Annotated in this window: 25 protein-coding genes; 14 read left to right on the forward strand and 11 right to left on the reverse strand. The window is 64.5% G+C overall.

Annotation, left to right across the window (positions count from 1 at the left end):
- The first annotated feature begins 126 nt into the window (after positions 1–126).
- Positions 127–1107 (forward strand): helix-turn-helix domain-containing protein, encoded by a 981-nt coding sequence (locus ACVW16_RS19840; protein WP_456736583.1) that lies wholly within the window; start codon positions 127–129, stop codon positions 1105–1107.
- A 6-nt stretch (positions 1108–1113) separates the two neighbouring features.
- Here ACVW16_RS19840 and ACVW16_RS19845 read toward each other — a convergent pair whose 3' ends face one another.
- On the reverse strand, positions 1114–2259 hold the full coding sequence (locus ACVW16_RS19845) for an acyl-CoA dehydrogenase family protein (protein WP_456700832.1): 1146 nt from the start codon (positions 2257–2259) through the stop codon (positions 1114–1116).
- Between the two features lie 138 nt (positions 2260–2397).
- The gene (locus ACVW16_RS19850) at positions 2398–3342 is read right to left on the reverse strand and encodes an SDR family NAD(P)-dependent oxidoreductase (protein WP_456736582.1); all 945 of its coding nucleotides are present in this window, start codon (positions 3340–3342) and stop codon (positions 2398–2400) included.
- Between the two features lie 72 nt (positions 3343–3414).
- Between ACVW16_RS19850 and ACVW16_RS19855 the strand changes: the two genes are divergently transcribed.
- Entirely contained in the window at positions 3415–4071 is a 657-nt protein-coding gene (locus ACVW16_RS19855) for a TetR/AcrR family transcriptional regulator (protein ID WP_456736581.1), read from the forward strand.
- 64 nt (positions 4072–4135) lie between these two features.
- Positions 4136–4813, forward strand: a complete 678-nt coding sequence (locus tag ACVW16_RS19860; RefSeq protein ID WP_456736580.1) for an alpha/beta hydrolase family protein — start codon at positions 4136–4138, stop codon at positions 4811–4813.
- Between the two features lie 3 nt (positions 4814–4816).
- Here ACVW16_RS19860 and ACVW16_RS19865 read toward each other — a convergent pair whose 3' ends face one another.
- Positions 4817–5791 (reverse strand): ketopantoate reductase family protein, encoded by a 975-nt coding sequence (locus ACVW16_RS19865; RefSeq protein WP_456736579.1) that lies wholly within the window; start codon positions 5789–5791, stop codon positions 4817–4819.
- Between the two features lie 151 nt (positions 5792–5942).
- Here ACVW16_RS19865 and ACVW16_RS19870 point away from each other — a divergent pair, with 151 nt between their 5' ends.
- On the forward strand, positions 5943–6746 hold the full coding sequence (locus tag ACVW16_RS19870) for an enoyl-CoA hydratase-related protein (RefSeq protein ID WP_456736578.1): 804 nt from the start codon (positions 5943–5945) through the stop codon (positions 6744–6746).
- Between the two features lie 31 nt (positions 6747–6777).
- Here the strand turns inward: ACVW16_RS19870 and ACVW16_RS19875 are convergent, their stop codons facing one another.
- Entirely contained in the window at positions 6778–7662 is an 885-nt protein-coding gene (locus ACVW16_RS19875) for a LysR family transcriptional regulator (protein ID WP_456736577.1), read from the reverse strand.
- 110 nt (positions 7663–7772) lie between these two features.
- Between ACVW16_RS19875 and ACVW16_RS19880 the strand changes: the two genes are divergently transcribed.
- Genes ACVW16_RS19880 through ACVW16_RS19895 form a run of 4 tightly spaced genes read left to right on the forward strand, consistent with a single transcriptional unit; the run spans position 7773 to position 11774 of the window.
- A complete protein-coding gene (locus tag ACVW16_RS19880; protein WP_456736576.1) occupies positions 7773–9137 on the forward strand; it encodes an FAD-dependent oxidoreductase in 1365 nt (454 codons plus the stop codon).
- Positions 9138–9170: 33 nt separating this feature from the next.
- Entirely contained in the window at positions 9171–10175 is a 1005-nt protein-coding gene (locus ACVW16_RS19885) for an ABC transporter substrate-binding protein (RefSeq protein ID WP_456700840.1), read from the forward strand.
- A gap of 11 nt (positions 10176–10186) precedes the next feature.
- A complete protein-coding gene (locus tag ACVW16_RS19890) occupies positions 10187–10960 on the forward strand; it encodes an ABC transporter ATP-binding protein (RefSeq protein ID WP_456738248.1) in 774 nt (257 codons plus the stop codon).
- Positions 10953–11774, forward strand: a complete 822-nt coding sequence (locus tag ACVW16_RS19895; RefSeq protein WP_456700841.1) for an ABC transporter permease — start codon at positions 10953–10955, stop codon at positions 11772–11774. Before ACVW16_RS19890 ends, ACVW16_RS19895 begins: the two co-directional genes overlap by 8 nt.
- A gap of 124 nt (positions 11775–11898) precedes the next feature.
- On the opposite strand, the gene gtdA is transcribed toward ACVW16_RS19895, so the two are convergent.
- The gene (gene gtdA / locus ACVW16_RS19900) at positions 11899–12939 is read right to left on the reverse strand and encodes a gentisate 1,2-dioxygenase (protein WP_456736575.1); all 1041 of its coding nucleotides are present in this window, start codon (positions 12937–12939) and stop codon (positions 11899–11901) included.
- Positions 12940–13108: 169 nt separating this feature from the next.
- Here gtdA and maiA point away from each other — a divergent pair, with 169 nt between their 5' ends.
- Together maiA and ACVW16_RS19910 are read left to right on the forward strand one after the other, a co-directional pair.
- Positions 13109–13741: a maleylacetoacetate isomerase gene (gene maiA / locus ACVW16_RS19905; protein ID WP_456736574.1), complete on the forward strand. Its 633-nt coding sequence runs from the start codon at positions 13109–13111 to the stop codon at positions 13739–13741.
- Positions 13731–14243 (forward strand): MarR family winged helix-turn-helix transcriptional regulator, encoded by a 513-nt coding sequence (locus tag ACVW16_RS19910; RefSeq protein ID WP_456736573.1) that lies wholly within the window; start codon positions 13731–13733, stop codon positions 14241–14243. The genes maiA and ACVW16_RS19910 overlap by 11 nt, the downstream gene beginning before the upstream one ends.
- A gap of 24 nt (positions 14244–14267) precedes the next feature.
- Here the strand turns inward: ACVW16_RS19910 and ACVW16_RS19915 are convergent, their stop codons facing one another.
- From ACVW16_RS19915 to ACVW16_RS19930, 4 genes are all read right to left on the reverse strand, one after another.
- Positions 14268–15425 carry an FAD-dependent monooxygenase gene (locus ACVW16_RS19915; protein ID WP_456700845.1) on the reverse strand — a complete coding sequence of 386 codons (1158 nt, stop codon included), beginning with the start codon at positions 15423–15425 and terminating at the stop codon, positions 14268–14270.
- Between the two features lie 194 nt (positions 15426–15619).
- Positions 15620–15829 carry a hypothetical protein gene (locus ACVW16_RS19920; protein ID WP_456700846.1) on the reverse strand — a complete coding sequence of 70 codons (210 nt, stop codon included), beginning with the start codon at positions 15827–15829 and terminating at the stop codon, positions 15620–15622.
- Positions 15830–15919: 90 nt separating this feature from the next.
- Entirely contained in the window at positions 15920–16756 is an 837-nt protein-coding gene (locus tag ACVW16_RS19925; protein WP_456736572.1) for a cysteine rich repeat-containing protein, read from the reverse strand.
- A gap of 149 nt (positions 16757–16905) precedes the next feature.
- Positions 16906–17907 (reverse strand): NADP-dependent oxidoreductase, encoded by a 1002-nt coding sequence (locus tag ACVW16_RS19930; RefSeq protein WP_456700847.1) that lies wholly within the window; start codon positions 17905–17907, stop codon positions 16906–16908.
- A 211-nt stretch (positions 17908–18118) separates the two neighbouring features.
- Here ACVW16_RS19930 and ACVW16_RS19935 point away from each other — a divergent pair, with 211 nt between their 5' ends.
- Together ACVW16_RS19935 and ACVW16_RS19940 are read left to right on the forward strand one after the other, a co-directional pair.
- Entirely contained in the window at positions 18119–19414 is a 1296-nt protein-coding gene (locus ACVW16_RS19935) for a dicarboxylate/amino acid:cation symporter (RefSeq protein WP_456700848.1), read from the forward strand.
- A 12-nt stretch (positions 19415–19426) separates the two neighbouring features.
- Positions 19427–20344 (forward strand): amino acid ABC transporter substrate-binding protein, encoded by a 918-nt coding sequence (locus ACVW16_RS19940; RefSeq protein ID WP_456736571.1) that lies wholly within the window; start codon positions 19427–19429, stop codon positions 20342–20344.
- Positions 20345–20391: 47 nt separating this feature from the next.
- On the opposite strand, the gene ACVW16_RS19945 is transcribed toward ACVW16_RS19940, so the two are convergent.
- The gene (locus ACVW16_RS19945) at positions 20392–21192 is read right to left on the reverse strand and encodes an ATP-grasp domain-containing protein (protein WP_456736570.1); all 801 of its coding nucleotides are present in this window, start codon (positions 21190–21192) and stop codon (positions 20392–20394) included.
- 371 nt (positions 21193–21563) lie between these two features.
- Between ACVW16_RS19945 and ACVW16_RS19950 the strand changes: the two genes are divergently transcribed.
- Positions 21564–22337: a ferredoxin--NADP reductase gene (locus tag ACVW16_RS19950; protein WP_456700851.1), complete on the forward strand. Its 774-nt coding sequence runs from the start codon at positions 21564–21566 to the stop codon at positions 22335–22337.
- Positions 22338–22542: 205 nt separating this feature from the next.
- Positions 22543–24252, forward strand: coding sequence for an FMN-binding glutamate synthase family protein (locus ACVW16_RS19955; RefSeq protein WP_456736569.1), 1710 nt, complete (start codon positions 22543–22545; stop codon positions 24250–24252).
- A 113-nt stretch (positions 24253–24365) separates the two neighbouring features.
- On the opposite strand, the gene ACVW16_RS19960 is transcribed toward ACVW16_RS19955, so the two are convergent.
- Positions 24366–25664: a hemolysin family protein gene (locus ACVW16_RS19960; protein WP_456802393.1), complete on the reverse strand. Its 1299-nt coding sequence runs from the start codon at positions 25662–25664 to the stop codon at positions 24366–24368.
- Positions 25665–25713 lie beyond the last annotated feature (49 nt).

A 25713-nucleotide genomic window follows, 5' to 3' on the forward strand; every position in this document is an offset into this window, starting at 1 on the left:
GTTGTGGCTCCTCCCGGGGGTGTGGTTAGATCGTTGTTAAGGCGTGTGGCCGTCCGGCCCAATCTGGACCGGCAACGGATTTCGCGCTTGGCTGGAAGTGAACCGGATTGGTCTCGGAGTGAACCGATGCAGAAAGTCGCGCGCGCCGCTCCGTCCCGCCGAGCGGCCTGGGATACCGCGGAGATCAGACCGGGTGAGCAATTCGCCTATTACCGTGAGGCGATCTGCCAGGCCTTCATGAAGCTCACGCCGGAGCCGGCGGTCGTCTCGGGCTTTCCGGCCGCCGTCGAGCACATCCGTCTCGGCGATGCCGCGATCAACCGCGTCAGCTTTCCCGAGCATGTGGTGCGCCGCTCCGCGGCCGACATTGCGGCGTCTGATCGCAGCTGCTTCTATCTCAACCTGAAGCTGGCCGGCCGGTGCCGCATCAGGCAGGACGACCGCGAGATCAGCCTGTCATCAGGACAGGTCGGCATCTTCGACAGCGATCGGCAATTCGCGCTCCTGCACGACCGTGGTCCGCAATTGAAGGTGGCCTCGTTCTGGGTGCCGGCGGAGGCCTTGCGCGAGCGCTTGCCGGCCTCGTTCGACGTCACGGCAGCCCGCCTCTCCGACGATCCCTTTGTCGGTCACCTCATCGTCGAAACGGCGCGCACGCTCAGCGATGGTGCGCTGCGCATGACCGAGCACGAGGGCGTGCATCTGTTCCGGGCGCTGATCGAGCTGGTCGCCATCAGCCTGTCGCGGCAGAGCCGGTCGCACACCGCGGAGGCCGAGAGCCTGACTGATGCGACCATGCTGGCGCTGAAACGCGCGATTCACCGCAGGCTGCGCGAGCCCGGCCTCAGCGTGGCCGATGTCGCCGAAGCCGTCGGCATCAGCGAACGCTATGTGCACAAGCTGCTGGCGCGATCGGGCTCCGGCTTCACCGACTATGTGATCGACCGCCGCCTCGACGGCATCGCCAGGGATCTCGCGGATCCCGCGATGGTGGACAGCGCGATCGGCGCCATTGCGTTCGACTGGGGCTTTTCGGACCTGTCCCATTTCACGCGGCGCTTCAAGCAGCGCTTCGGCTGCCGGCCGCGTGATTGGCGGGCGCGGTAGCGTCGATTAGAGCGATCTCGCGATCAACAGCTTCATGATCTCGTTGGTGCCGCCATAGATCTTCTGGATCCGGGAATCGATGAAGATGCGCGAGATCGGATATTCCTGCATGTAGCCGTAGCCGCCGAACAGCTGCAGGCATTCGTCGGCAGTCTGCACCTGCTTCTCCGAGCACCAGTATTTCGCCATCGACGCGGTGACGGTGTCGAGGTCGCCGGCGACCAGGCGCTCGATGCACCAGTCGACGAAGACGCGGGCGATCATCGCTTCGGTCTTGCGTTCGGCGAGCGTGAAGGCAGTGTTCTGGAAATCCATCAGCGGTTTGCCGAACGCCTTCCGCTCCTTGGTGTACTCGGTGGTGAGCCTGACCGCGCGCTCCATCGAGGCCACGGCCCCGACCGCGAGCGCGAGGCGCTCCTGCGGCAGCTGCTGCATCAGCTGGACAAAGCCCTGGCCCTCCTCCTTGCCGAGCAGGTTTTCCGGCGGCACGGTCACGTCGTCGAAGAACAGCTCTGACGTGTCGGAGGCGTGCAGGCCGATCTTGTCGAGGTTGCGCCCGCGCTTGTAACCCTCGGCGCCGTTGGTCTCGACTACGATCAGCGAAATGCCCTTGGCGCCGGCATCACCGGTGCGCGCGACCACGATGACGAGATCGGCAGCCTGGCCGTTGGTGATGAACGTCTTCTGGCCGTTGATGACGTAGGAATTGCCCTGCTTCTTGGCGGTGGTCTTCACCGCCTGCAGGTCCGAACCGGTGCCGGGCTCGGTCATGGCGACCGCGCCGACCATCTCGCCGGAGGCCATCTTCGGCAGCCAGCGCTTCTTCTGCTCCTCCGAGCCGTAATTGAGGATGTAATGCGCGACGATGGCGCTGTGCACGGAGACGCCGGTCGTCAGTTCCGGCACCGTGCTTTCGAGGTCATCAAGCACGGCGGCGTCGTAGGCGAAGGTCGCGCCCAGTCCGCCATATTCCTCCGGCACGCTCGCCAGCAGCGCACCCATCTCACCGAGCCCGCGCCAGGCGAAGCGGTCCACCATCTTCTGCTCGCGCCATTTTTCGGCATGCGGCGCCAGATCCTTGGCGAGATATTTCCGGAACTGGTCGCGGAAGACGTCGAGCTCTTCGGTCATCCAGGAGGAGCGATAGGACATGGTCACCTCGGTCGATCTTCTCGTCAACGGCGCGCATATCACGCGTGCCACGACGGCCAAGGCGGGCGCAAGCCCGCCCGTCGTGGTACGCCAAGCCCGGGTGCCGATAATTGCGTTTTCCGGCTGCTGGCCCCGCCGTTATCCGGCCTGCGCGGTCTTGCCGCCGTCGATGACGAATTGGCCGCCAGTCGTATAGGGATGATCGTCCGAGGCGAGCACGAGCGCGAAGGCCGCGATCTCCTCCGCCGTTGCAACGCGTTGCAGACCCGGAACATGCGACTTGGCCCATTGCGCGATGGCCACGTGCCAGGCTGCGTCCGGCAGGCTCTCCATGCCGGCGAGACGGCGGATGAAGGGCGTATCGGTCGTGCCCGGGATCAGCGTGTTGATGCGGATGCCGTGTTGGGCATATTCCAGCGCTGCAGCCTGGACCAAGCCGACGAGGCCGCGCTTGGCCGCAGAATAGGCGGAGCGGTTGGGCGAGGTGGCGATGGCGTTGGACGACGAGGTGACGACGATCGATCCGCCTTTCTGCAACATATGCGGGATCTGGTACTTCATCGACAGGAACACGCCGCGCAAGTCGGTGCCGATGACGTCGTCGAACTCCGTTGCGCTCAATTGATGCAGGGGCTTTTCGATGGAGATGCCGGCATTGTTGAAGGCGACGTCGAGGCCGCCGTACAGGCCGATGGTCTCGTCGACCAGCGCCCTGACGTCGGCCTCGTCGCGGACGTCGGCGCGCATGAACGTCGCCTGGCCGCCTGCGGCTCTCGCCTCTGCTTCCACCTGCTGGCCGCGTTCGACATTGCGTCCGCAGAAAACGACGCGCCCGCCCTCGGCGGCGAACATCAGCGTGGCGGCGCGGCCGATGCCGGAAGTGCCGCCGGTCACGACGATGACCTTATCCGTGAAGCGTTGCCGGCCGCTCGGCTTTTGCCGCGGCAGCGCGGCGCCCTGGCCGAGCGCCACACCGCCGGCGAGACCGCCGATCGCGCTCGCCAGCATGCCGAGTGCGGCGCCGGCGACCAGATGGCGCCGTTTCACCGGAGAGGTTGCGGTGCTATGCTCCGTTTCGGTCATTGCGAATCCTCCGGTTCTCGATCTTAACGGTGTTAAGATCATTAGGCCTCAATCTAAACAGTGTCAAGTTACATGAAGAAAGCCATCGCGCGCGGCAATCCGAAGGGCAAGGCCCCAGGCAAGTCGGATACCGGCTACCATCACGGCGAACTCCAGGAGGCGCTGATCGCCGCGAGCGAAGCGATCCTGGCCGAGCACGGCGCCGACGGATTCACGCTGCGCGAAGCAGCGCGGCGGGCGGGCGTGTCACCGGCCGCCCCGTCGCACCATTTCGGCAATGCGCAAGGGCTGCTCACCGAGGTCGCGATCCGCGGCTATGAGGCGCTGGCCGCCGCGCTGCTTCAGGCCGCGTCCGGCAAGCGGAACGCGCGCGACAGGCTGCATGCGCAGGGACTTGCCTATGTCGAATTCGCGCTGACCCATCCGGGACGCTTCCAGATGATGTTCGCCAACAAGCGTCTCGTTGCGGACGACGAGCGGCTCAGAGCCGCAATCAAGGCTGCAGGCCGCGAATTCGAGCGCGTCGTCGCGGAGCTCGCCGGCGGTACGCCGAAGCAGACCGGGACCGCCGCGGCGGCCGCCTGGTCGACCGTTCATGGTTTCGCCAAGCTCGCGCTCGAAGGAAAGTTCGGCGCTGGCAATGACGAGGCCGGCCGACGCGAAATCATGCGCATGCTGGTTCAGGTGCTGAACTATCTGTGGCCACGGGATGCGCGGAATACCGCCTGAACACTTGCGTTTCCGCGCGGCTCGATGAATCTAGGCGGGCCAGCAGCAATCGGAACGCCGGGAAATGACCGTCAGCACGCGCGAGCTCAGGCTCGACATTGAACGCATCGGTGCAGTCTCCGCGATTCTGATGGTGCCGGCCGATGCGCGCGCCTGCTGCATCCTGGCGCATGGCGCCGGCGCGGGGATGCGGCATCCATCCATGGACAAGATTGCTGAGGGGCTTGCGAAGCGCGGGATCGCGACGTTCCGCTTCAACTTTCCCTACATGGAAAACAAGCAGGGCCGTCCCGACCAGCCTGTTGTCGCGCACGCCACCATCCGCGCGGCAGTGGAGGAGGCGACGCGACTTTGCCCGGGTGTGAAGCTCGTCGCGGGCGGCAAGTCGTTCGGTGGACGGATGACGTCGCAGGCGCAGGCCAAGGCCGCGCTGCCCGGCGTAAAGGGCCTCGCCTTCCTCGGCTTTCCCCTGCATGCCGACAAGAAGCCATCGACCGAGCGCGCCGAGCACCTTCAAGGCGTCGCCGTTCCCATGTTGTTTCTCCAGGGAACGCGCGACGGACTGGCCGACCTCGGCCTGCTGAGGCCCGTCGTCGCGGCACTCGGAGCGACGGCGACCCTGCATGAGATCGAAGGCGGCGATCATTCCTTCGCGGTGCTGAAGAAGTCCGGCCGCACCAACGAGGAGGCGCTCGCAGAAGCGCTCGATAGGCTCGCGGCATGGATCGATGAACTCGGCTGAGGTTCAGGCGGAGTAAAGCCCCTTGTCCCGCGCCTTCTGAATCGCGAGCGCGGCAATCAGGTCGAGCGTTGGAGTAGACAGGCCGGCGGTTCGCGCGAAAGCGGCCGGCGCCTTGACCAGCACGTCGATCTCCATGGCGCGGCCGCGCTCGTAATCCTGCAGCAGCGATGGCTTGTGGTTGGGCGCGGGACCACTGCGTGTCACGCGCTTGACTTCGGGGATGAAGTGCTGCGCGATGTCGTTGGCCTCATTCAACATCCGCGGGATGAGCTCGGAGAAGGCGGGATCGTCGCGCACGCCGCGCGCGGTCTGGCCTGTCAGCAGGCACAGCACCGACAGCGACATGTTGGTCAGCAGCTTTGACCAGATTGCCTCGCGGATCTCGGCCACCGGCGGCGATTCCAGCCGCGCGTCGTTGAAGACGCCGCGCAGTTTCGTGATGCGCTCGCAATTGCGGTCGTCGCATTCGCCGATCAGGAGGCGATTGCGATCCGGCGTCAGGTTCTGCACCACGCCGGGCGCGACGATCTCGTTGGAGGAGAAGATCACGCCGCCGATGATTCGCTCTTTCGGGATGCAAGCACGCAGGCGCCCTCCTGGATCGAGGAAGGAAATATCCGGCGGCGTCGGATGTCGCGGCGGCAGGCCGATCCCATACCACCAGGGAATGCCATTTTGCGCGAACACGATCGCGGTCTCGTCGTGCAGCAGCGGCTTGATGCTGGAGACCAGCCCGGTCAGCGCGGTCGCTTTCAGCGTCGAGACCACGACGTCCTGCTGGCCGAGCTGGGCCGGATCGCCAGTGGCGTTCACCTTGACGCCGACCTCGGAATCGCCGACGCGCAGCTTGATACCATTGGCGCGGACTGCCTCCAGATGCGCGCCCCGCATCACGCAACTGACTTCATGGCCGGCGCGCGCCAGCCGGACCGCGAGATGGCTGCCGACGGCGCCCGCGCCGAAAATGCAGATGCGCATGTGGTGTCTGGTCCCTGATCCCTAGGTGTCGCCTGGCGGCAGCATGACACAAGCCGCCATGCGATGGGCGCGGCCGCCCACGCTGGAAAGATATGGATCAAGACGCATTGCCTCGTCCATTATGCGCCGTCAGAATGACCGGAGATCGCCGATGACTGCCAGCCCCGTCCTGTGGAGCCTTGATGAACGTGGGGTCGCGACCGTCACGTTGAATCGCCCGGAGGTCAACAACGCCTATGACGGCGCGCTGATCGCGGGCGTGCTCGCGGCCATGGACGAGCTGGCCAAGAAGCCGAACTTGCGCGTCGTCGTGCTCAGGGGCAACGGCAAGCACTTCCAGGCCGGCGCCGACTTGAAATGGATCAACGGCGTGCGGCCGCAATCGCCTGAGGCCAACCAGTCGGCGTCGCGGGCGACGTTCGAAGCCGTGCAACGGCTCAACACCTTGCCGATCCCGACGCTGGCGCTGGTGCAGGGCGGCTGCTTCGGTGGCGGCACCGGCGTGATTGCGGCCTGCGATGTGGTGATTGCGGCCGACAACGCGCTGTTCTCCATCACCGAGGTGCGCTGGGGCCTGACCGCCGCGATCATCATCCCCCAGCTCTGCGATGCCATCAGTGTACGGCAAGTCCGCCGTTACGCGCTGACAGGTGAACGCTTCGGCGCCGACGACGCCCGCCGCATCGGCCTGGTCCATGAGGTGGTGCCGCTCGCCGATCTCGACGCCGCAGGCAGCAAGGTGGTCGAGCAGCTGCTCGCCAACGGCCCCGAGGCGATGGCCGAGACCAAGCGGCTCGCACTGGAGAGCTCGTTCGGTGGAATGGCGGTGGATGATGCGACCTACGCCCGGCTCCTCCAGCTGCATTCGCTCAAGCGCCAGAGCGCGGAAGCAGCGGAGGGGCTGGCGTCCTTTGCCGAGAAGCGCGCGGCGAAGTGGGGCGGCGGGAAGGGCTGAGTCTCAGCAGCTCGGCTAACAGCGCCGCAATTCACAGCGACGGCGCGAGTGACGCCTTCAGCAAGGTCAGCAGCGCCTGCACCGCGGCCGCATTGCGCCGGCGTTCGGGGATAGCCGCCTTCACCCACAATTCCGGGATCGGAAAGTCGCGGAGCACCGGTCTCAGCGTGCCGTCGCGCAACGAGTCCGCAACGAGATAGTGCGAAATCAGCGTGATGCCGTTGCCGGCGATCGCGCTGCGCACCAGCACATGGCCCTCGTTGGAGGAGAGCAGGGGGCTGACCTGGATGCTGATGCGGCCGCGCGGCCCGTCAAAGACCCATTCGGGGCCCGTCGGCATGAAGCTGAGGCAGCGATGCTGGACGAGATCGCGCGGATGCTTTGGCGTGCCGTGCTGCCTCAGATAAGCCGGCGAGGCGCAGAGCAGGCGCTTCAACGGAACCAGCGGCTCGTCGACCACGCCGCCGAAGGAATGCGGGAAGGCGCCGATCGCGATGTCGAAACCCTCGGTGACGGGATCGACCGGACGGTCGATCAGCACGATCTCGAGCTTCAGCCGTGGATTTTGCGTCTGGAATGCGCTGAAGGCGTCCGCAAGCCGCGCCACCGTCAGCGAGGTCGGCGCCTTGATGCGGAGGTGATCGACGAGATCGTGGCCCTTCTCGCCCATGCGTGAGAGCAGGTCGGTGGCGTCAGTGACGACGCCGCGGGCGCGATGCACGTAGCGCTGTCCGGCCTCCGTCAGCCGCAATTGCCGGGTCGAGCGATGAAACAGCGGCGTACCGATCCGCGCCTCCAGCTGCGTGACGCGCTTGGCCACGACCGAGGTCGAGACATCGAGTTTTCGCGCGGCGGCGGAGAATCCGGCTGCGTCGGCGGTGGCGAGGAAGGCCTGGAGGTTCACGAGGATGTCCATGTCGACCTTTCTCGATTCGCGAAAGCTGATCGCATATTTTGGTGGATTGTAGCCTGCCGCGCGTTAATTCATAGTCGCCTCCAAGCAAAGGATTTTGGGAAGGACGCGCCATGCGGGCCACGACGATCAACGAACCGGCACGGCAAGTGCCGCTCTACGGCGAATACGAGGTCGTCGTGCTCGGCGGCGGCCCGGCCGGTATCGTCGCTGCCGCCTCGGCCGCGCGCGCCGGGCGCAAGACGCTGCTGATCGAGCGCTACGGCTTCCTCGGCGGCATGGGCACCGCGGCCGGCGTCACCAATTTCTGCGGCCTGCACGGCAATGTCCATGGCGAAGCCGTCAGGCTGGTGCAGGGCATGGCGTCCGATCTGCTGGCCCGGATCGATCATCTCGACGGCCTCAACGCGCCGCATCTGATCCTCGGCAAGGTGTTCGCCCAGGCCTATGACACTGCGGCGTACAAGATCGCAGCCGACGAGCTGCTCGCCAGCCACAAGGTGCACATCCTCTTCCACGCCCTCGGCGCCGGCGTCGTGATGGGCGATAACAGCCGCATCGACGCGCTGATGGTCGAGACCAAGGCCGGCCGCCAGGCGGTGCGGTCGGAGATATTCATCGATTGCTCCGGCGACGGCGATCTCGCCGTCTGGGCCGGTGCGCCGTTCGAGATCGGCGACGAGCACGGTCATCCAATGTTCCCGTCGATGATGTTGCGCCTCAACGGCATCGACCCTGCAAGGGCGGGCGATGCCTGGCGGACGATCCCGCAATTGATGGAACAAGCCACGGCCGCCGGCACCCACAAATTCCCGCGCAAGAGCGCGATCGTGCGGCCGCAAAAATCCGGCATCGAGTGGCGGGTGAATTTCACGCAAGTCGCGCGAGAGGACGGCCATGCCATCAACGGCGTCGAGCCTGACGATCTCACCCGCGGCGAGATCGAAGGCCGCAAGCAGGCGCTCGCCGCCTTCGAGTTCCTGCGCACGGTGCCGGGCTTCGAAAAGTCCTATATCGTCGATTTGCCGCCGCAGCTCGGCATCCGCGAGACCCGGCGCATCAAGGGCGGCTACCAGCTCAGCGGCAGGGATGTGCTCGGCTGTGCCTCCTTCGAAGACTCGATCGGCGTCAATGGCTGGCCGATCGAAGCCCATGTCGCCGGTGATGTCATCTTCACCTTCCCGCCGATCCCGGAATCGCGCGGCTATAACGAGCTGCCGTACCGGATGCTGGTGCCCGAGGGCGTCGACAACCTCCTGGTCGCGGGCCGCTGTGCCTCGATGACCCATGAGGGTCAATCTGCGGCGCGCGTCTCCGGTGCCTGTTTCGCGATGGGGGAAGCCGCGGGTTCCGCAGCCGCGCTCGCGCTCTCCGGAAACCGGATTCCACGCGAAATCCCCATTGAAAAATTGCAGGAAAGGTTGAAACAACAGGGCGCCTTCATCGGGCGGGATCAGCCCGTGCCGAAAGGCCTGTAATGAACTGCAAGAAGAACCATTGGAGGAAGCGGGATGATCGGGATTGCGCGGGTCGCGGCACTTAGCCTTTTGGCTATGATGGCGATGGGCACGGCCCAGGCCGAGGACGCACTGAAGGCCAAGATCGGCGTGCTCCGCCTGTCATCCTCCGCGCCCGTCTTCATTGCGCAGGACAAGGGCTATTTCCGCGAGGCCGGCCTCGATGTCGACCTGAAATTCTTCGACGCGGCGCAGCCGATCGCGGTCGCCACCACCTCGGGCGATGTCGATTTCGGCGTCACCGCCTTCACGGCCGGGCTCTACAATCTCGCCGGCAAGGGCGTGCTGAAGGTGATCGGCGGCATGAGCCGCGAGACATCAGGCTATCCCCTGATCGGCTATTTCGCCAGCAACAACGCCTATGCCGCCGGACTGAAAACGCCGAAGGACCTCGCCGGCAAGCGCATCGCGGTCACGCAGGTCGGGTCATCCTTCCATTATTCGCTCGGCCTGCTCGCGGACAAATACGGTTTCAAGCTTTCCGACGTGAAGATCGTGCCGTTGCAGTCGTTGTCCAACGCAGCCGCGGCGCTGAAGGGAGAGACCGTCGATGCGGCGCTGCTCCCGATCTCCACCGCGCGAAAGCTGATGGACGAGGGCGGTGCGAAGTTTTTGGGCTGGGTCGGCGACGAGACTCCCTGGCAGCTCGGCGCGGTCTTCGCTTCGCCGAAGACGCTGACCAACAAGGCGCTGGTGACGAAATTCCTTGGCGTCCTCGCGAAAGCCGACCGCGAATATCACGATGTGATCCTCGCTTCGATGAAGGACGGCGTTGCGCCGATCAACGACCGGACAAAACCGCTGCTGGAGATCATCGCGAAATACACCAACCTGCCGGTCGAGCAGGTGGTCGGGAACTGCGCCTATATCGATCCCGACGGCAAGCTCGACGTCAAGAACGTCGACAACCAGATCAAATGGCTCCAGGAGCAGGGTTTCGTCGACAAGGGCTTTGACGCCGATGCGATCATCGCCAAGGATTACGTGAAGGCGGATTGAAAGAGCAGCTCGTGGACCTGATCGCCAACCGGATCTCCCATCATTTCGGCGATCTCGCCGTGCTCGACGACATCTCCTTCACGGTGGGCGCCGGCGAGGTGGTGGCGATCGTGGGTCCATCCGGCTGCGGCAAGAGCACGCTGCTGTCGATCCTCGGCGGGTTGCTGCAGCCGACCTCGGGCGCGCCCGAGTTGCGTGGGGCGCCGCCGGCGGACAGTCTCAATCCGTTGACCTTCGTGTTCCAGGATTTTGCGCTGCTGCCCTGGGCGACGGTGGAGGAGAACGTCGAATTCCCGTTGCTGCACACCCGGCTTTCGGCCATGCAGCGCCGCGCGCTGGTCGAAGACGCCCTGCGCCGCACCGGTCTGGCCGATTTCCGCAAGACCTATCCAAAGCAGCTTTCCGGCGGCATGCGTCAGCGCGTCGGCATTTCGCGTGCGCTGGCGGTGAAGCCGGCGATTCTGTTGATGGACGAGCCGCTCTCGGCGTTGGATTCGCAGACGCGCGAGCTCTTGATGGAAGATTTCGTCCGGCTGCTCGCCGACGGCGGCATGGGCGCGGCCTATGTCACGCACAATCTCGAAGAGGCCGCGCGGCTGGCCGATCGCATCGTGGTGCTGTCCCGGCGGCCGGGTCGCATTCGCGAGGTCGTGACGGTACCGATGACGCGCGCTGAGCGCGGCGAGACTGCCGCGCGGGAGAAGCTGCTGGCGCTGCAGAACCAGATCTGGTCGCTGATCCGCAACGAGGCGATCGATGCCGAGCGCGAGGTCCAGCATGCTTGATCGCGCGACTGATACATCGGCCAAGGACGACACGACGCGGCGCGTCCGCTTTCGCGGCGCGGGCTTCGTGCCGGCGTCCAGCCGTTTTGGTGGTTGGATCGCGCTCGCACTGGTCATCGCGATCTGGCAGGCCGCCGGCAGCGCCGGTATCGTCAATCCCTTGTTCCTGCCGGCACCCTCGGCGATCGTGCGCGCGATTTACGAGCTCGCGATGTCCGGTGCGCTCTGGCAGCATCTCTCGGCCTCGCTGCTGCGCATCGGCGTCGGCTGGCTGCTCGGCACCGCGGCCGGCGTCGTCGTCGGCTTTGCCATCGGCCTGTCCAGGCTCGCGCGTAGCGTCGGCATCACCTTCATCTCGGCGCTGTTCCCGATCCCGAAGATCGCACTGCTGCCGCTTCTGATCCTCTGGCTCGGCATCGGCGAAGAGCCGAAGATCGCGACCATAGCGCTCGGGGTGTTCTTCTCGACCGCGATCTCGGTCTATAGCGGCGTCGACGCCGTGCCGCGCAACCTGATCCGCATGGCGCAGAGTTTCAACGTCCCCTTCGCGACCATCGTCCGCAAGGTGGTCTGGCCCGGCGCGCTGCCGGCGATCCTCGCCGGCTTCCGCATCACGGCTTCTGTTGCGCTGCTGCTTGTCGTCAGTGCCGAGATGATCGGCGCGCAATACGGCATCGGCGCCTTCGTGCTCCAGGCCGGCAATCTGATGCAGACCGATCAGCTGCTCGCAGGCGTTGTGATCCTGTCGGTGTTCGGACTGGTGGTGGGGAAGGTGATCGGCTGGCTCGAGACGCGGTTGTTGCACTGGCGGTAGCCAAACTCACCGCTGCCGTAGGGTGGGGCAGCGAAGCGTAACCCACCACTTCCTTCGACGCGGAGGGACCGTGGTGGATTACGCCTTCGGCTCATCCACCCAACGAGCCCACGCCACGGGCCCCTCACGCGTTGCCGCGATCCTCGCGAAACAGATCCAGCTTCTGCTGCACCGGCCGATCCGAGAAGCTGAACAGCACGGCGTCGTCATCCGCCTCGTGCGTCACCCAGTGCCAGCTCGGCACCACGAACAGATCGCGCGGCCCCCATTCGAAAACGGCGTCACCGATGCGGCTGCGGCCACGGCCCTCGATCGGGCAGAATACGGTCGCATCGGTCGCGCGATAGCGCGCGGTCTTGAATGCCTTCGGCAGCAGCTGGATGAACGTGCCGATGGTGGGCATCGCGAAATCGCCGGTCTCGGGGTTGCTGAATTTGAGCTTCAGCCCGTGGCAGGCGTCCCACTCCTGGCTCGTCCTGGCTTTCTCCAGCGCCTCGCGGGTGTAGGCGTAGGGGTAGCTGAAGATCGGCGAGGTCTTCGATGACCGCTTCACGTCGACCGGGAGCAGATTATGGCCATAGCGGGCAAAGCTGGCGCCGGCGGGCTTTGTGATTTTCTGCTGGTCCTCTTTCGAGCCCTCCGCGAAGGAGCAGTCGAAGAACTGCACCAGGGGAATGTCGAGTCCGTCGAGCCAGAACATCGGCTCATCGGTTTCGTTGGAGTGATCGTGCCAGGTCATCGACGGCGTGATGATGAAGTCGCCTTGCTCCATCGCAGTGCGCTCGCCGTCTACGGCGGTGTGGGCCCCCCTGCCTTCGAGCACGAAGCGCAGTGCCGACTGGCTGTGGCGATGGGCGGGGGCGACGTCGCCCGGCACCACCATCTGCACGCCCGCATAGAGCGAAGTCGTGATCTTGGACTGACCGCGCAAGCCGGGATTCTCGAGCACCAGCACGCGCCGCTCGGCTTCTTTCGCCGTGATCAGCTTGCCGGCCTCGGTCATGTAGTCGCGGATGATGTCGAATTTCCACAGATGCGGCCGGCAGGCGCTCCTTGGCTCCGGTGTGATCAGGTCGCTCATCACTGTCCAGAGCGCGGTGAGATTCTCGCCGTCGATCTTCTTGTAGAACGCCTCGCGTTCCGGCGTCCTGGTCACGGCTTCCATATGAGCCTCCCGTTCGTTTTGTTGATTGACAGTATACTGACGATCTGGGTAGCGTCAATGCATGGGAACGTCATTCCGGGGCGCCCGAAGGGCGAACCCGGAATCTCGACAGTCCGGGTTCGATGCTGACGCATCGCGCCGGAACGACAAAGCAACAGGGAGGGTTCCGATGAAGCTGCACGGCTATTTCCGCTCCAGTGCCGCCTATCGCGTCCGGATCGCGCTCAATCTCAAGGGTCTCGGCGCCGAGCACCTGCCGCATCATCTACGAAAGGGCGAGCAATGCGCGCCTGCTTATCTCGCCATCAACCCGCAAGGCCTGGTGCCGGCGCTGGAGAACGATGCCGGCGCGGTGCTGACCCAATCGGTCGCGATCATCGAATGGCTCGATGAGACCCACCCCAATCCGCCGCTGTTGCCGAAGGATTCGCTGCAACGCGCCAAGGTGCGGGCGTTCGCATTGGCGATCGCCTGTGACACCCATCCCGTGCAAAATCTGAAAGTGCTGGCGCGGCTGCGCGAGCTCGGCCTCGCCGAGGAGAAGGTTCAGGACTGGGCTGCCTGGGTCAATCGCGAGGGCCTGTCGGCCTGCGAGACATTGATCAAGGACGGGCCGGGCCCGTTCTGCTTCGGCGACGCGCCGACGCTCGCCGATCTCTGTCTGGTGCCGCAGCTTGCCAATGCGCGCCGCTTCGGCGTCGACGTCTCGGCCTATCCGCGCCTGCTGAAGGCGGAAGCCGCGGCCAAGGCGCTGCCGGCCTTCTCCAATGCCGCGCCGGAGAAGCAGCCCGATGCCGAGTAAGGCGCTTCCTTCGATCACAATAGACGCGATCTATGCCGCGCCCGGTTATCTGTTCCGGCGCATGCAGCAGATCGCGGTCTCGATCTTCATGGAGGAGTGCAAGGCGTTCGACCTCACGCCGGTGCAATATGCGGCGTTGGTTGCGATCCACACCCATCCCGGCATCGATGCGACACGACTGTCTGCCGTGATCGCCTTCGACCGCTCCACCCTCGGCAGCGTGATCGAGCGGCTCCAGGCCAAGGATTTTGTCGAGCGTAAGCCGGCCGCGGAGGACAAGCGGATCAAGCTGCTCTACCTGACCAGGCAAGGAACCGCGACCCTGCGCGAGATCATCCCCGCCGTCGACCGCGCCCAGGCGAGGATGCTGGACCCGCTCAAGCCCGCCGAGCGCAAGGCGCTGATGCGGTTGATGTCGCGGCTCGTCGATCTCAACAACGAGGCCTCGCGCGTGCCGCTGCGGGCCCAGGATGCGCTGGAGCATTTGGGCAAGGCGGGGTGAGGTCGCCGGATGACCGGCTCTGGCTCATGCCGAGGCCTCACCGAGCGCTTCTCCGCCGCCGTTCTTGCCGGCCTCGTAGCGGGCCATGAAGGCCGGCGACATCGCACGCAGCCGGGAATCATCGATGCGGCCGGAGCGGGTGATGTAGCTATAGGCGAAGTCGAGCAGGTCGAGCTGCATGTGCTGGGCGAAGTGCTCGTACCAGAACGCGCTGGTGCGCGCGGCATTGACGAGCTTCTGCACCACCGGCTTGCGGGCCGCTTGATAGCGATGCAGCGCGGTCGACAGATGGGCATCCGATTCCAGCGCCTTGACCAGCGCGATCGCGTCCTCGATCGCGAGCCGCGTCCCCGAACCGATCGAGAAATGCGCCGAGTGCAGCGCGTCCCCGATCAGCACGATGTTCTTGAACGACCAGTGCTCGTTCCAGACCCAGGGGAAATTACGCCACACCGATTTATTCGAGACCAGACAATGGCCGCCGAGCGTGTCGGCAAACACCTCCTCGCAGACGCCCTTGGACTGCTCGACGTCCTTGTAGGCGAAGCCATAGGCCTGCCACGTAGCATGGTCGCACTCGACCAAGAACGTGCTCATCGTCGGCGAATAGCGGTAGTGATGGGCGTTGAAGGCGCCGCGATCGGTCTTCACGAAGGTCTGGGACAGCGTGTCGAAGCGCTTCGAGGTGCCGTACCACACGAACTTGTTGGACGAATAGGACAGCGAGGTGCCGAAATCGCCTTCATAGGCGCGGCGCACCAGCGAGTTCAACCCGTCGGCGGCGACGATCAGGTCGTGGCCGTTGAGCTGGTCGATCGCCTGGATCTGGGTGTCGAAGCGGGGGGTCACGCCGGCATCGAGCGCACGCTGCTGCAGGAACTGCAGGAGCTCGAGCCGTCCGATCGAGGAGAAACCGACACCGTCAATGACGACGCTGTCGCCGCCGTGGTTCAGCGTGATGTTTTCCCAGCTCTCCATATGCGGCGCGATCGCATCAACGGTCTCGGGGTCGTCGGCGCGCAGGAACTCCAAAGCCTGATCGGAAAACACCACGCCAAAGCCCCAGGTCGCGTCGGCCGGGTTCTGTTCGAACAGGTCGACTTGATCCTCGGGGTGACGCTTCTTCCAGAGATAGGCAAAGTAGAGGCCGCCGGGGCCCCCGCCAATCACGCCGATCCGCAAAGTCATCCTCCTGAATTGACAGTATACTTACTATCTCAGGGCAGACTCATCTCATCAGCTGCGGTCGCCTACGCCGGCGGAACCATCCGCAGGCGTAGCGCACCGCAACACCACTGCGGGCACCCGTCATGCGCATGCCCGAAATCGTCAGTTACGAATCATAGCCAAACCATGTCGGCTTGACCACCCGTGCCTCAGACGCAGCGCTTCACGTAGACGCCGTTCACCAGCACTCTGGTACAACGGACCGCAGGATGGCGGACCACGACCGCACCTCGCGCTCCGGCGCAACCGGCGCGGTAGACGCCGCGGGCGCACACCACCGCGTTGGCGTCGGATGGTTCGAACGTCATGGTTGCCACCAAGGCGAGCAGCGCGGAACCGATAAGCGGGACTGAACGCATGTCTTCCTCCCGGTCTTGTCGTCACTGAAATCGCTGATCGGCAGAAGATTGATCATCGCGGGCGCAGGAAAATTCAACAGCACGCGGCGCCTATCGCGCCGCGAATGGTGCAAGCACGTCCTTGCAGGCGGGCGACAGCGATGCCGCATTGCCGGCGATACACTGCACCACGCGTCCACCACCGGGCTGGACACCCGCGCAGAGCGAGCGGATGTCTGCGCCGCAGGCAGAGCGGATGACGAACAACTCCTCGCGCGGCCGCAACGGGCGCAGAACGATCGCAGCTGGCGCGGCCGCCGGTGCTGCAGCACCAGTCGCCGGTGCTGCTGTTGTCGCTGCGGCACTGCCGCCGGCCACAGCGGCCACGGCCTTCTCGCAAGCCGGCGATACCTTGGCCTTGTTCCTCTCGAGACATTCCAGCGCGGGGGCGCCGCCCGGCGGGACGCTGGCGCAAACCTTGGGGTAATCCGCGCGGCACGCGCTCTTGACCGCGGCAATTTGCGCGCTGCCTGGCTTCTTGGCTGCGGCAGCCTTCGGAGCGGCTTCTGCCGCCGGCCTCGCCGCGGGTTCGGCGGCGGGGGCCGCCTCAGTTTCTGCCGGTTCGGATTTGGCCGGTTCAGATTTGGTCGGTTCGGACTTCGCCGGCGCAGCTTCGGTCTTCGGCGCAGCCGCCGGCTCAACCGCACGAACCGCGGTCTGGCAGCCCGCTGACAGGCTCGACATGTGGCTTTGGAGGCATTGATACGCTTCCACGCCGCCAGGCGTTACGCTCGAGCAATGCGCGATGAAATCCGAGCGGCATGCGGAGCGGATGGCACTCTTCTGTGCCTCGGTCGGCGCTTGCGCGAATGCGCTTGTTGCAGATGCGAAGAGTGCTGCGGCGAACAACGCGCGACGCGTTGATGCATGTTTCAAGACGTTGAACATTTGGATCAATTCCTGCCCTGCCGGCAACGCCGACGCTCATTAAAACTGATGCAAACAATCATCGCGGGCGATGCCGCGCGTATATCTTGGCCGCATTGGCCGCCACCGCGAGCAAATATTATCAGTTTAATTGCGACGTAACTACGTCGTCACAGCTTCACCATCCGCTTGCCGCGGTTTTCGCCGGCGAGCAATCCGATCAGCGCCTGCGGCGTGTTCTGCAAGCCGTCGATGACGTCTTCCTGTACCTTCAGCCTGCCTGATTTGACCCAGGCCTGGAGGTCGGCGAGCGCACGCCCGCTCTCCGTCATGTAGTCCATCACGATGAAGCCCTGCATCACGAGCCGCTTCACCACGATCAGGCCGGGCACGCCGCGCGGGCCGTGCGCGGAAGGCGCGCCGTCATACTGCGAGATCGCACCGCAGCAGGCGATGCGGCCGTAATTGTTCATCTGTGGAATGCAGGCTTCGAGAATGTCGCCGCCGACATTGTCGAAATAGACGTCGATGCCCTTTGGCGCGGCCGCGCGCAGTGCCTTGAACACCGCGCCGTCCTTGTAGTCGACCGCCGCATCGAATCCGAGCTCGGATGTCAGCCAATGGCACTTGTCCGCTCCGCCGGCGATGCCGATGACGCGGCATCCCTTGATCCTGGCAATCTGTCCGACGATCGAGCCGACCGAGCCCGCGGCGGCCGAGACCACGACGGTCTCGCCTTCCCTGGGCTTGCCGATCTCGAGCAGGCCGAAATAGGCGGTGAGGCCGGCGATGCCGAACACGCTGAGCAGATGCGTCATCGGCTCGAGCTTCGGCATTTTCGTCAAATGCTTTGCCGCGACTGCGGCAAATTCCTGCCAGCCGGTGTCGCCGAACACGATGTCGCCGGCCGCAAGCCCCTCGGCCTTCGAGCTCACGACCTCGGCAATGGCACCGCCGGCCATCACGCTGTTGGCTTCGACGGCCGAGCGATAGGTTGCGCCGTGCATCCAGGCGCGGTTGGCGGCATCGAGCGAGATGTAGCGCACGCGCAGCAAGGCCTCGCCATCCTTCGGCTCGGGCCTCGCGCCCTCGACCATCTTGAAGTGCTCGAGACCGAGCTTGCCGCTGGGCTTCTCCACCAGAAGAATTTGGCGATTGACGCTTCCGGTCATGGCGTTCCCCCTTTTGATTGTTTGACGATTATTGATGCACTTGCCGCAAACAAAACATGCAGGCCGCATCCGTTGTGCGCTGCATGAAAGCTAGATCGGCGCGCTCGGTTTCGCAACCGGAACATCGACCTCGATCGGCCGCACGCAAAGCGTGTTGCGTCGCTGTCATATCTGCGACATCATGAAGCGGCCGGAGCAGTGGGGATTGTCAATGTCGAACAGGTTTACGCAATACATTTTGGCGGCGATGGTGCTCGGCATCATCATGGGCTCGGCGATCTACAATTTCATGCCGGAGACGCGCGGCGACTGGGCCGCCTCCATCAACCTGATCGCCGTGATCTTCCTGCGCCTGATCAAGATGATCATCGCGCCGCTGGTGTTTGCGACCCTGGTCGGCGGCATCGCCCATATGGGTTCGGGCGCGAAGCTCGGGCGTATTTTCGCCAAGACCATGGGCTGGTTCGTCAGCGCGTCCTTTGTCTCGCTGATGCTCGGCCTCATCATGGTCAACCTGCTTCAGCCCGGCGCGAATTTTCCCGGTACGCTGCCGGACAAGGCGCAATCGACCGGCCTGCCGGTGTCCGCCTTCTCGATCGAAAAATTCCTGACCCATCTGATCCCGACCTCGATCGCGGACGCGATGGCGCAGAACGAGATCCTCCAGATCGTGATCTTCGCCGTGTTCTTCTCGGTGGCGATGGGCGCGCTGCCGGAGCGCTCCAAGCAGATCCTGTCCCTGATCGACGATCTCGGCCACATCATGCTGAAGGTGACGAGCTATGTGATGATGTTCGCGCCGTTCGCGGTGTGGGCTGCGATCACGGCGACCGTCGCCAAGAACGGTCTGCTGGTGCTCTGGAAGCTCATCGTATTCATGGGCGGTTTCTATCTTTCGCTCTTCCTGCTCTGGGGTATCCTGGTGATCGTCGGCTTCATCGTGATCGGGCCGCGCTACAGCCATCTCCTGAGACTGATCCGTGAGCCGCTGATGATCGCGTTCTCCACGGCGAGCTCGGAAGCGGCCTACCCGAAGACGCTCGAAGGCCTCAACCGCTTCGGCGCCTCGTCGCGGATCTCGAGCTTCGTGCTGCCGCTCGGCTATTCGTTCAACCTCGACGGCACGATGATGTACTGCACTTTCGCCAGTATCTTCATTGCGCAGAGCTACCACATCGACATGCCGCTCGGCACGCAGCTCGCGATGCTGGCGACCCTGATGATCACGTCGAAGGGCGTTGCCGGCGTGCCGCGTGCCTCCCTCGTCGTGATCGCCTCGACGCTGTCGCAGTTCAACATTCCCGAAGCGGGCCTGTTGATGATCATGGGCATCGACACCTTCCTCGACATGGGTCGCAGCGCCACCAATGTGATCGGCAACACGCTGGCAACCTCGGTGGTTGCGAAGTGGGAAGGCGAGCTCGGGCCCGAGCACGCGATGGGACCAGGCGATGCCGTACCCGGCGACATGGTGCCGGGCGAAGTGCCTGCGATGGCCGGCCACTGACGGGAGTGCGTCATGCGCCCTTTGACGGCGATTTCGAGCGGCCTGTTGCTGGCGGCCTGCCTGCTGACGGCAGCCTCCGCCCAGACCGGCGGCAGCGAAGGGCTTAGCCCGACGCTGCTTGCCATCAAGAATGCGCATACCGTGCGGCTCGGCTATCGCGAAAGCTCGCCGCCGTTCTCCTTCCTCGACCAGGCGGGCCGGCCGATCGGCTATAGCCTCGAATTGTGCGAGGCCATCGTCGAGGAGATCGGGGTCGAGGTCGACGACCCCGATCTGAAGATCGAGTACGTCAAGGTCACCTCGGATGATCGCATCGATGCGGTGCTCCAGAACAAGATCGATCTGGAATGCGGGTCGACCACCGCCAATTCCGAGCGCGGCAGGCGCGTCGCCTTCTCGCCGCTGATGTTCGTGGCCGGCACCAAGCTGATGGTGCCGAAGGCCTCCAGCGTCCAACAGCTGACCGATCTGAAGGGCAAGACCATCGTGGTGACCAAGGGCACCACCAACGAGCAGGCGATCCGGGCGGCCGAGAAGAAGTCCGCGCTGGGGCTGAACATCGTCGTCGGCGCCGATCACGAGCAGTCATATCAGATGCTCGCCGACGGCAAGGCCGATGCGTTCGCGACCGACGACATCCTGCTCTCGGGCCTGATCGTGCGCCACAAGTCGCAGGACAAGTTCCGCGTCACCGGCGACTATTTGTCCTACGACCCCTACGGCATCATGTTCCGCAAGGGCGAGCCGCAGCTCGCCGCCGTGGTCGAGCGCACATTCCGCAAGCTCGGATCCAACCACGATCTCGTGCCGCTCTACAACAAATGGTTCATCGCGCGCATGCCCACCGGCGAGAAAATGAACGTGCCGATCTCGCTGCAGCTCGAGGAAGCGTTCAAGGCGATGGACGATTCCGCGAGCGCGAATAATTAGCCACAGTCTTCCTTGCCCTCCAGGGGAGGGGAAGGGCCCCGCGGTCGCTAGCTTCCCCCAAACACCCGATCCAGCGCCGCATCATACGTCGCCTGCACAAGCTCTGGATGCAGCTTGCCCAGCGCCTCCATCATCACGCCGGAATTGATTTCCAGCACGCGCCAGGAGCCGTCCACACGCACGACGTCGATTGACGCAAAGGTGATGCCGATGGAGCGCGCGGCATCGATCGCGAGCTTCACGCACGCGGTTCGAACCTCGCCATCCTCCAGCAACACCGGCTTTGCGCCGGCATCGAGGTTGTGCCGCCAATCCGCACCACGCTGCTTGCTGTACACCACGAGGGGCACATCACCGAGCAGGATCACACGGATCTCTTCCGCAATCGCGACGTAGGGCGAGATCACGAGGCCGACGCTCATCGAAAAAACCTCGCTCGCAGCGTGGTCGAGTTCGGCCTCCGTCGTGACCTTGAACACTGAGCGCCCCGATGTTCCTTCATTCGGCTTCACGACCACGCCCTGTGGGTGGGCGCGGAGCAGCTCAAGCATTGCATTTCGCCAGTCAGGCCCGACAACATCCTTGCCCAGCTTCGGGTTGAGGAAGAGGTGATGCGGAATTGAGGACACGCCCTCAAGCCACAGCGCCTCTGCTGTCGCCGATTTGTCGTTGGCGAGGCGGTGTGCAATCGCGCTGTTGAGGCCGATGTCATAGCCGAAGGCGAAGCGGCGGGTCTCGCCGCGACGCATCGCGATCAGCCAGCCGCCGGCGCGGACATCGACGTCGATGCCGTGGCGCGCACCATAGGCCTTGATGGCCTGGACGAAGATCCGCTCGCTGGTTGCCATGTCGTCGTCGTCCCAGGCGCCAAAAGCCGCGGAAATGCGGGAAATGGCGCCAAGCCGGGTGAAAATCAGAGCTATTCTTAATGAAATTCTCGCGAGCGTGATGGAAATTAAGTGCTGCAATTGCACCCGCAAGGGAAAAGAAATTGCCCTCTGCGCGCCCCCGACAGCAGATCCGTTAATGCTGTGACCAATTCCGCCGCAAATGCATGATGGCGCGGCATCAATTGCACCCGGAACGAGGTTGATTATTGGTCTCGATGGCGTAGATCAAACACGCGAAATCCTCCGCCATGGCAATGGTGTCCGCCCCGTTCTCGGGGCCGGGCAACGCTTTTGCCCTAAAACCGCAGTCATTCGGAATATCGAAAATCATGAGCGCGTTTTACCGAGAGAAAGTTGTTTCCGTCCAGCACTGGACCGACACGTTGTTCAGCTTCCGCGCGACGCGCGACACCGGCTTCCGCTTCCAGAACGGCCAGTTCGCGATGATCGGCCTCGAGGTCGACGGCCGTCCGCTGTTGCGCGCCTACAGCATGGCCAGTGCCAATCACGAGGAAGAGCTCGAGTTCTTCTCGATCAAGGTGCAGGACGGTCCGCTGACCTCGCGCCTGCAGAAGATCAAGGAAGGCGACACCATCCTGGTCGGCCGCAAGGCGACCGGCACGCTGATCACCGACAATCTCATCCCCGGCAAGCGTCTGATGCTGCTCTCGACGGGCACGGGCCTTGCGCCGTTCGCCAGCCTGATCAAGGACCCCGAGGTCTATGATCAGTTCGAGAGCATCGTGCTGGTGCACGGCTGCCGCCAGGTCTCCGAGCTCGCTTATGGCGAGAAGCTCGTGGCGAGTTTGCGCGAGGACGAGCTGTTCGGCGAGCTGCTCGCGGACAAGCTGATCTACTATCCGACCGTGACCCGCGAGCCGTTCCGCAACCGCGGCCGCATCACCGACCTCATCAGCTCCGAGCAGATCTTCAACGACATTGGGCAGGGCCCGCTCGACATCGAGACCGACCGCATCATGATGTGCGGCAGCCCGGCGATGCTGGAAGAGCTGAAGGTGATGTTCGAAGGTCGCGACTTCGTCGAAGGAAGCGGCAACAAGCCTGGCCATTTCGTGATCGAGAAGGCGTTCGTCGAGCGCTAGGCCACGCCTGGTCCTCTCCGCGTCGTCCTGGCTTTCGCCGGGACGACCGCGTAGCCCTCCCCGTCCCGGTCCTGCTGCACTGCAAAAGGCCCGCCCATCGGGCTGATTGATTTGTCCCGGCCGAATTCGCTAGCCTGAAACAAGCGCTACGTCATATCCGTATGACAGGGGTAGGCGTATCGTATCGCCTCATGCTGGCGAGAGGATGGGAATCGTGGCCGACAACAACACGCAGGAAGCGTCCAACTCCCCCTCACCCAAGCGCCTGCCGCTGGCGCAAGAGGGGATCATGGAAACCCTGCTGCTTCCATTCTCGCCTCGCTTCATCATCCTGACGATCTGCGCGGTGGTCACCGCGCTGTTGATCGGGATCGCCATCGCGGACCGCCGGATCTTCGACATCCTGCTGGTCCCGATCGCGATCTTCGGCGCCCTGACGCTGCTCGGCGTCCGCGACCTCATGCAGAAGGGCCATGCGGTTCTGCGCAACTATCCGATCTCGGCGCACATCCGCTTCCTGCTGGAAGAAATCCGGCCGGAGATGCGGCAGTATTTCTTCGAGAGCGAAAAAGACGGCATGCCGTTCTCGCGCGACATTCGCGCGGTGGTCTATCAGCGCGCCAAGATGCAGCTCGACAAGCGTCCGTTCGGGACGCAGGAGGACGTCTATCGCCAGGGGTACGAGTGGATGCATCACTCGGTGTCGCCGAAGGCGCATGCCGAGGAGAAGTTTCGCGTCACGATCGGCGGGCCGGATTGCGCAAAGCCCTATTCGGCATCGGTCTTCAACATCTCGGCGATGAGCTTCGGCGCGCTCAGCCCGAATGCGGTACGAGCGCTGAATGCCGGCGCGAAGAAGGGCGGCTTCGCCCACGACACCGGCGAGGGCGGCTTCAGCCCCTATCACGCCGAGATGGGGGGCGACATCATCTGGGAGATCGGCTCCGGCTATTTCGGCTGCCGTCATCGCGACGGCACCTTCGATCCGGATGCATTCGCGCGCGTCGCGAGCCAGGACCAGATCAAGATGGTGGAGCTCAAGATCAGCCAGGGCGCCAAGCCCGGCCATGGCGGCGTGCTGCCGGCGGCGAAGGTCTCGGAAGAAATCTCCAAGATCCGCGGCGTAGCGATGGGCGAGGATTGCATCTCGCCGGCCTCGCATCGTGCCTTCTCCACGCCATCGGGCATGATGGAGTTCATTGCCGAGATGCGGAGGCTCTCCGGGGGCAAGCCGGCGGGCTTCAAGCTCTGCATCGGCCATCCCTGGGAGTTTCTGGCGATCTGCAAGGCGATGCTTCAGACCGGGATCTATCCCGACTTCATCGTCGTCGACGGCAATGAAGGCGGCACCGGAGCGGCGCCGCTGGAATTCATGGACCATCTGGGCATGCCGATGCGCGAGGGCGTCAATTTCGTCCACAACGCGCTTGTCGGCATCAATGCGCGCGACCGCATCAAGATCGGCGCGTCAGGCAAGATCGCGACCGCCTTCGACATGGCGCGCGCCATGGCGATCGGTGCCGACTATTGCAATTCGGCGCGCGGCTTCATGTTCTCGCTCGGCTGTATCCAGTCGCTGAGCTGCCACACCGACCGTTGTCCGACCGGGGTCGCGACCCAGGATCCGACGCGGGCGCGCGCGCTCTACGTACCGCTGAAGATCGACCGCGTGCACAATTATCACCACGCCACGCTGCATTCGCTGACCGAGCTGATCGCCGCGGCCGGCCTGGAGCATCCGCAGCAATTACGCCCGATCCATTTCACCCAGCGCACCTCGACGACAGACGTGCGGTCCTTCGCCCAGCTTTATCCGGCGCTCCGCCCGGGCGAACTGCTCGAAGGCACCGAAGACCCGCGGTTCCGCGACGCCTGGCGGATGGCGCAGGCGTCGTCGTTTCAGCCGGCGCTCTGAGGGAGGATAGTCCACCGCATGAAACCGCCCGATCCCGACGTCAACCAGACGCGAGCCGGCTGCACCTTAAAAGCGGATCGGCGTGAAGTTCGGGTGAGGCGGCGCGAGCTCGCTTACCCCGTCTCCAGCTCATTCACCCGGCTCGCCAAAATCTTGTCGATCCTCCTGCCGTCGAGATCGACCACCTCGATTTGCCAGCCGGCGAACTCGAATGCGTCGCCGACGTCGGGCAGCACGGTGAACTGCTGCAGCACGAGGCCAGCCACCGTGTTGTAACGGTGATGGGGCGGCAGCTCGACGCCGAGCAGGTCGCCGAACTCGTCGACCGGCATCCAGCCGGAGACGAGCAGCGAGCCGTCCGCGCGCCTGACATAGGCGGGCTCCGGCGGCCCTTCCTCGGAGTGGAAGGCGCCGACGATCGACTCCAGAATATCCGCTGCCGTCACCACGCCTTCGAACGCGCCGTACTCGTCATGGACGAGGCCGATATGCACGGGCGCCGCCTTCAGGATCGCGAGCACGTCGCGCGCATCCGCCGACGCCGGGATGATCGGGGTCTCGCGCACGAGCGCTCGCAGATCGGGCGCACGCTCGCGCATGTAGGCAATCAGCAGATCTTTGGCCTGGAGCACGCCGATCGGCTTGTCGCGATCGCCGTCGCAAACGGGGAAGCGCGAATGCGGACTCTTGGCGATCATCGTCTGGATCGCTGCCCGATCGTCGTTCAGGTCGATCTCGTCGACCTCCGTGCGCGGCGTCATCACCGCGCCCACCGGGCGGTCGCCAAGCCGCATCACGCCGGCGATCATCTCCTTCTCGCCGGGCTCGAGCACGCCCGCGCTCTCGGCCTCGCTGACGAGATGATGGATCTCGTCCTCCGACACCTTCTCCTCGGCCTTGCCGCCGCGGCCGAGCAGCTTCAGGATCAGCTTGCCGGAGATGTCGAGCAGGAACACCAGCGGGAGCGAGACCCGCGCCAGCACGTGCATCGCCGGCGCGACCTTGACCGCGATGCTTTCGGGGTCGCGGAGCGCGACCTGCTTCGGCACCAGTTCGCCGACGATCAGGGTCGCATAGGTGATGATGGTGACGACGATGCCGACGCCGACGATATCGGCAATGCCCGGGGACAGGCCGAGCTCGAGCAGCCATTGTGTCAGCCGCTGTCCGAGCGTCGCGCCGGAGAAGGCGCCGGAGAGCACGCCGACCAGCGTGATCCCGATCTGCACGGTCGAAAGGAACTTTCCGGGGTCCGCAGCCAATGTCAGTGCGCGCTCGGCACCGCGCACGCCCTTGGCCGCGAGCAGCGACAACCGCGCCGGGCGCGATGAGACCACGGCCAGCTCCGACATGGAGAGCAGGCCGTTGATGACGATCAGGACGACGACGATGATGAGTTCGACAGACAACATTGCGCGCAGGGGAGAGGGGACATCAGGTCGACCGGACCAAGCCCGTTAT

The organism is Bradyrhizobium sp. USDA 4474 (assembly GCF_054057515.1).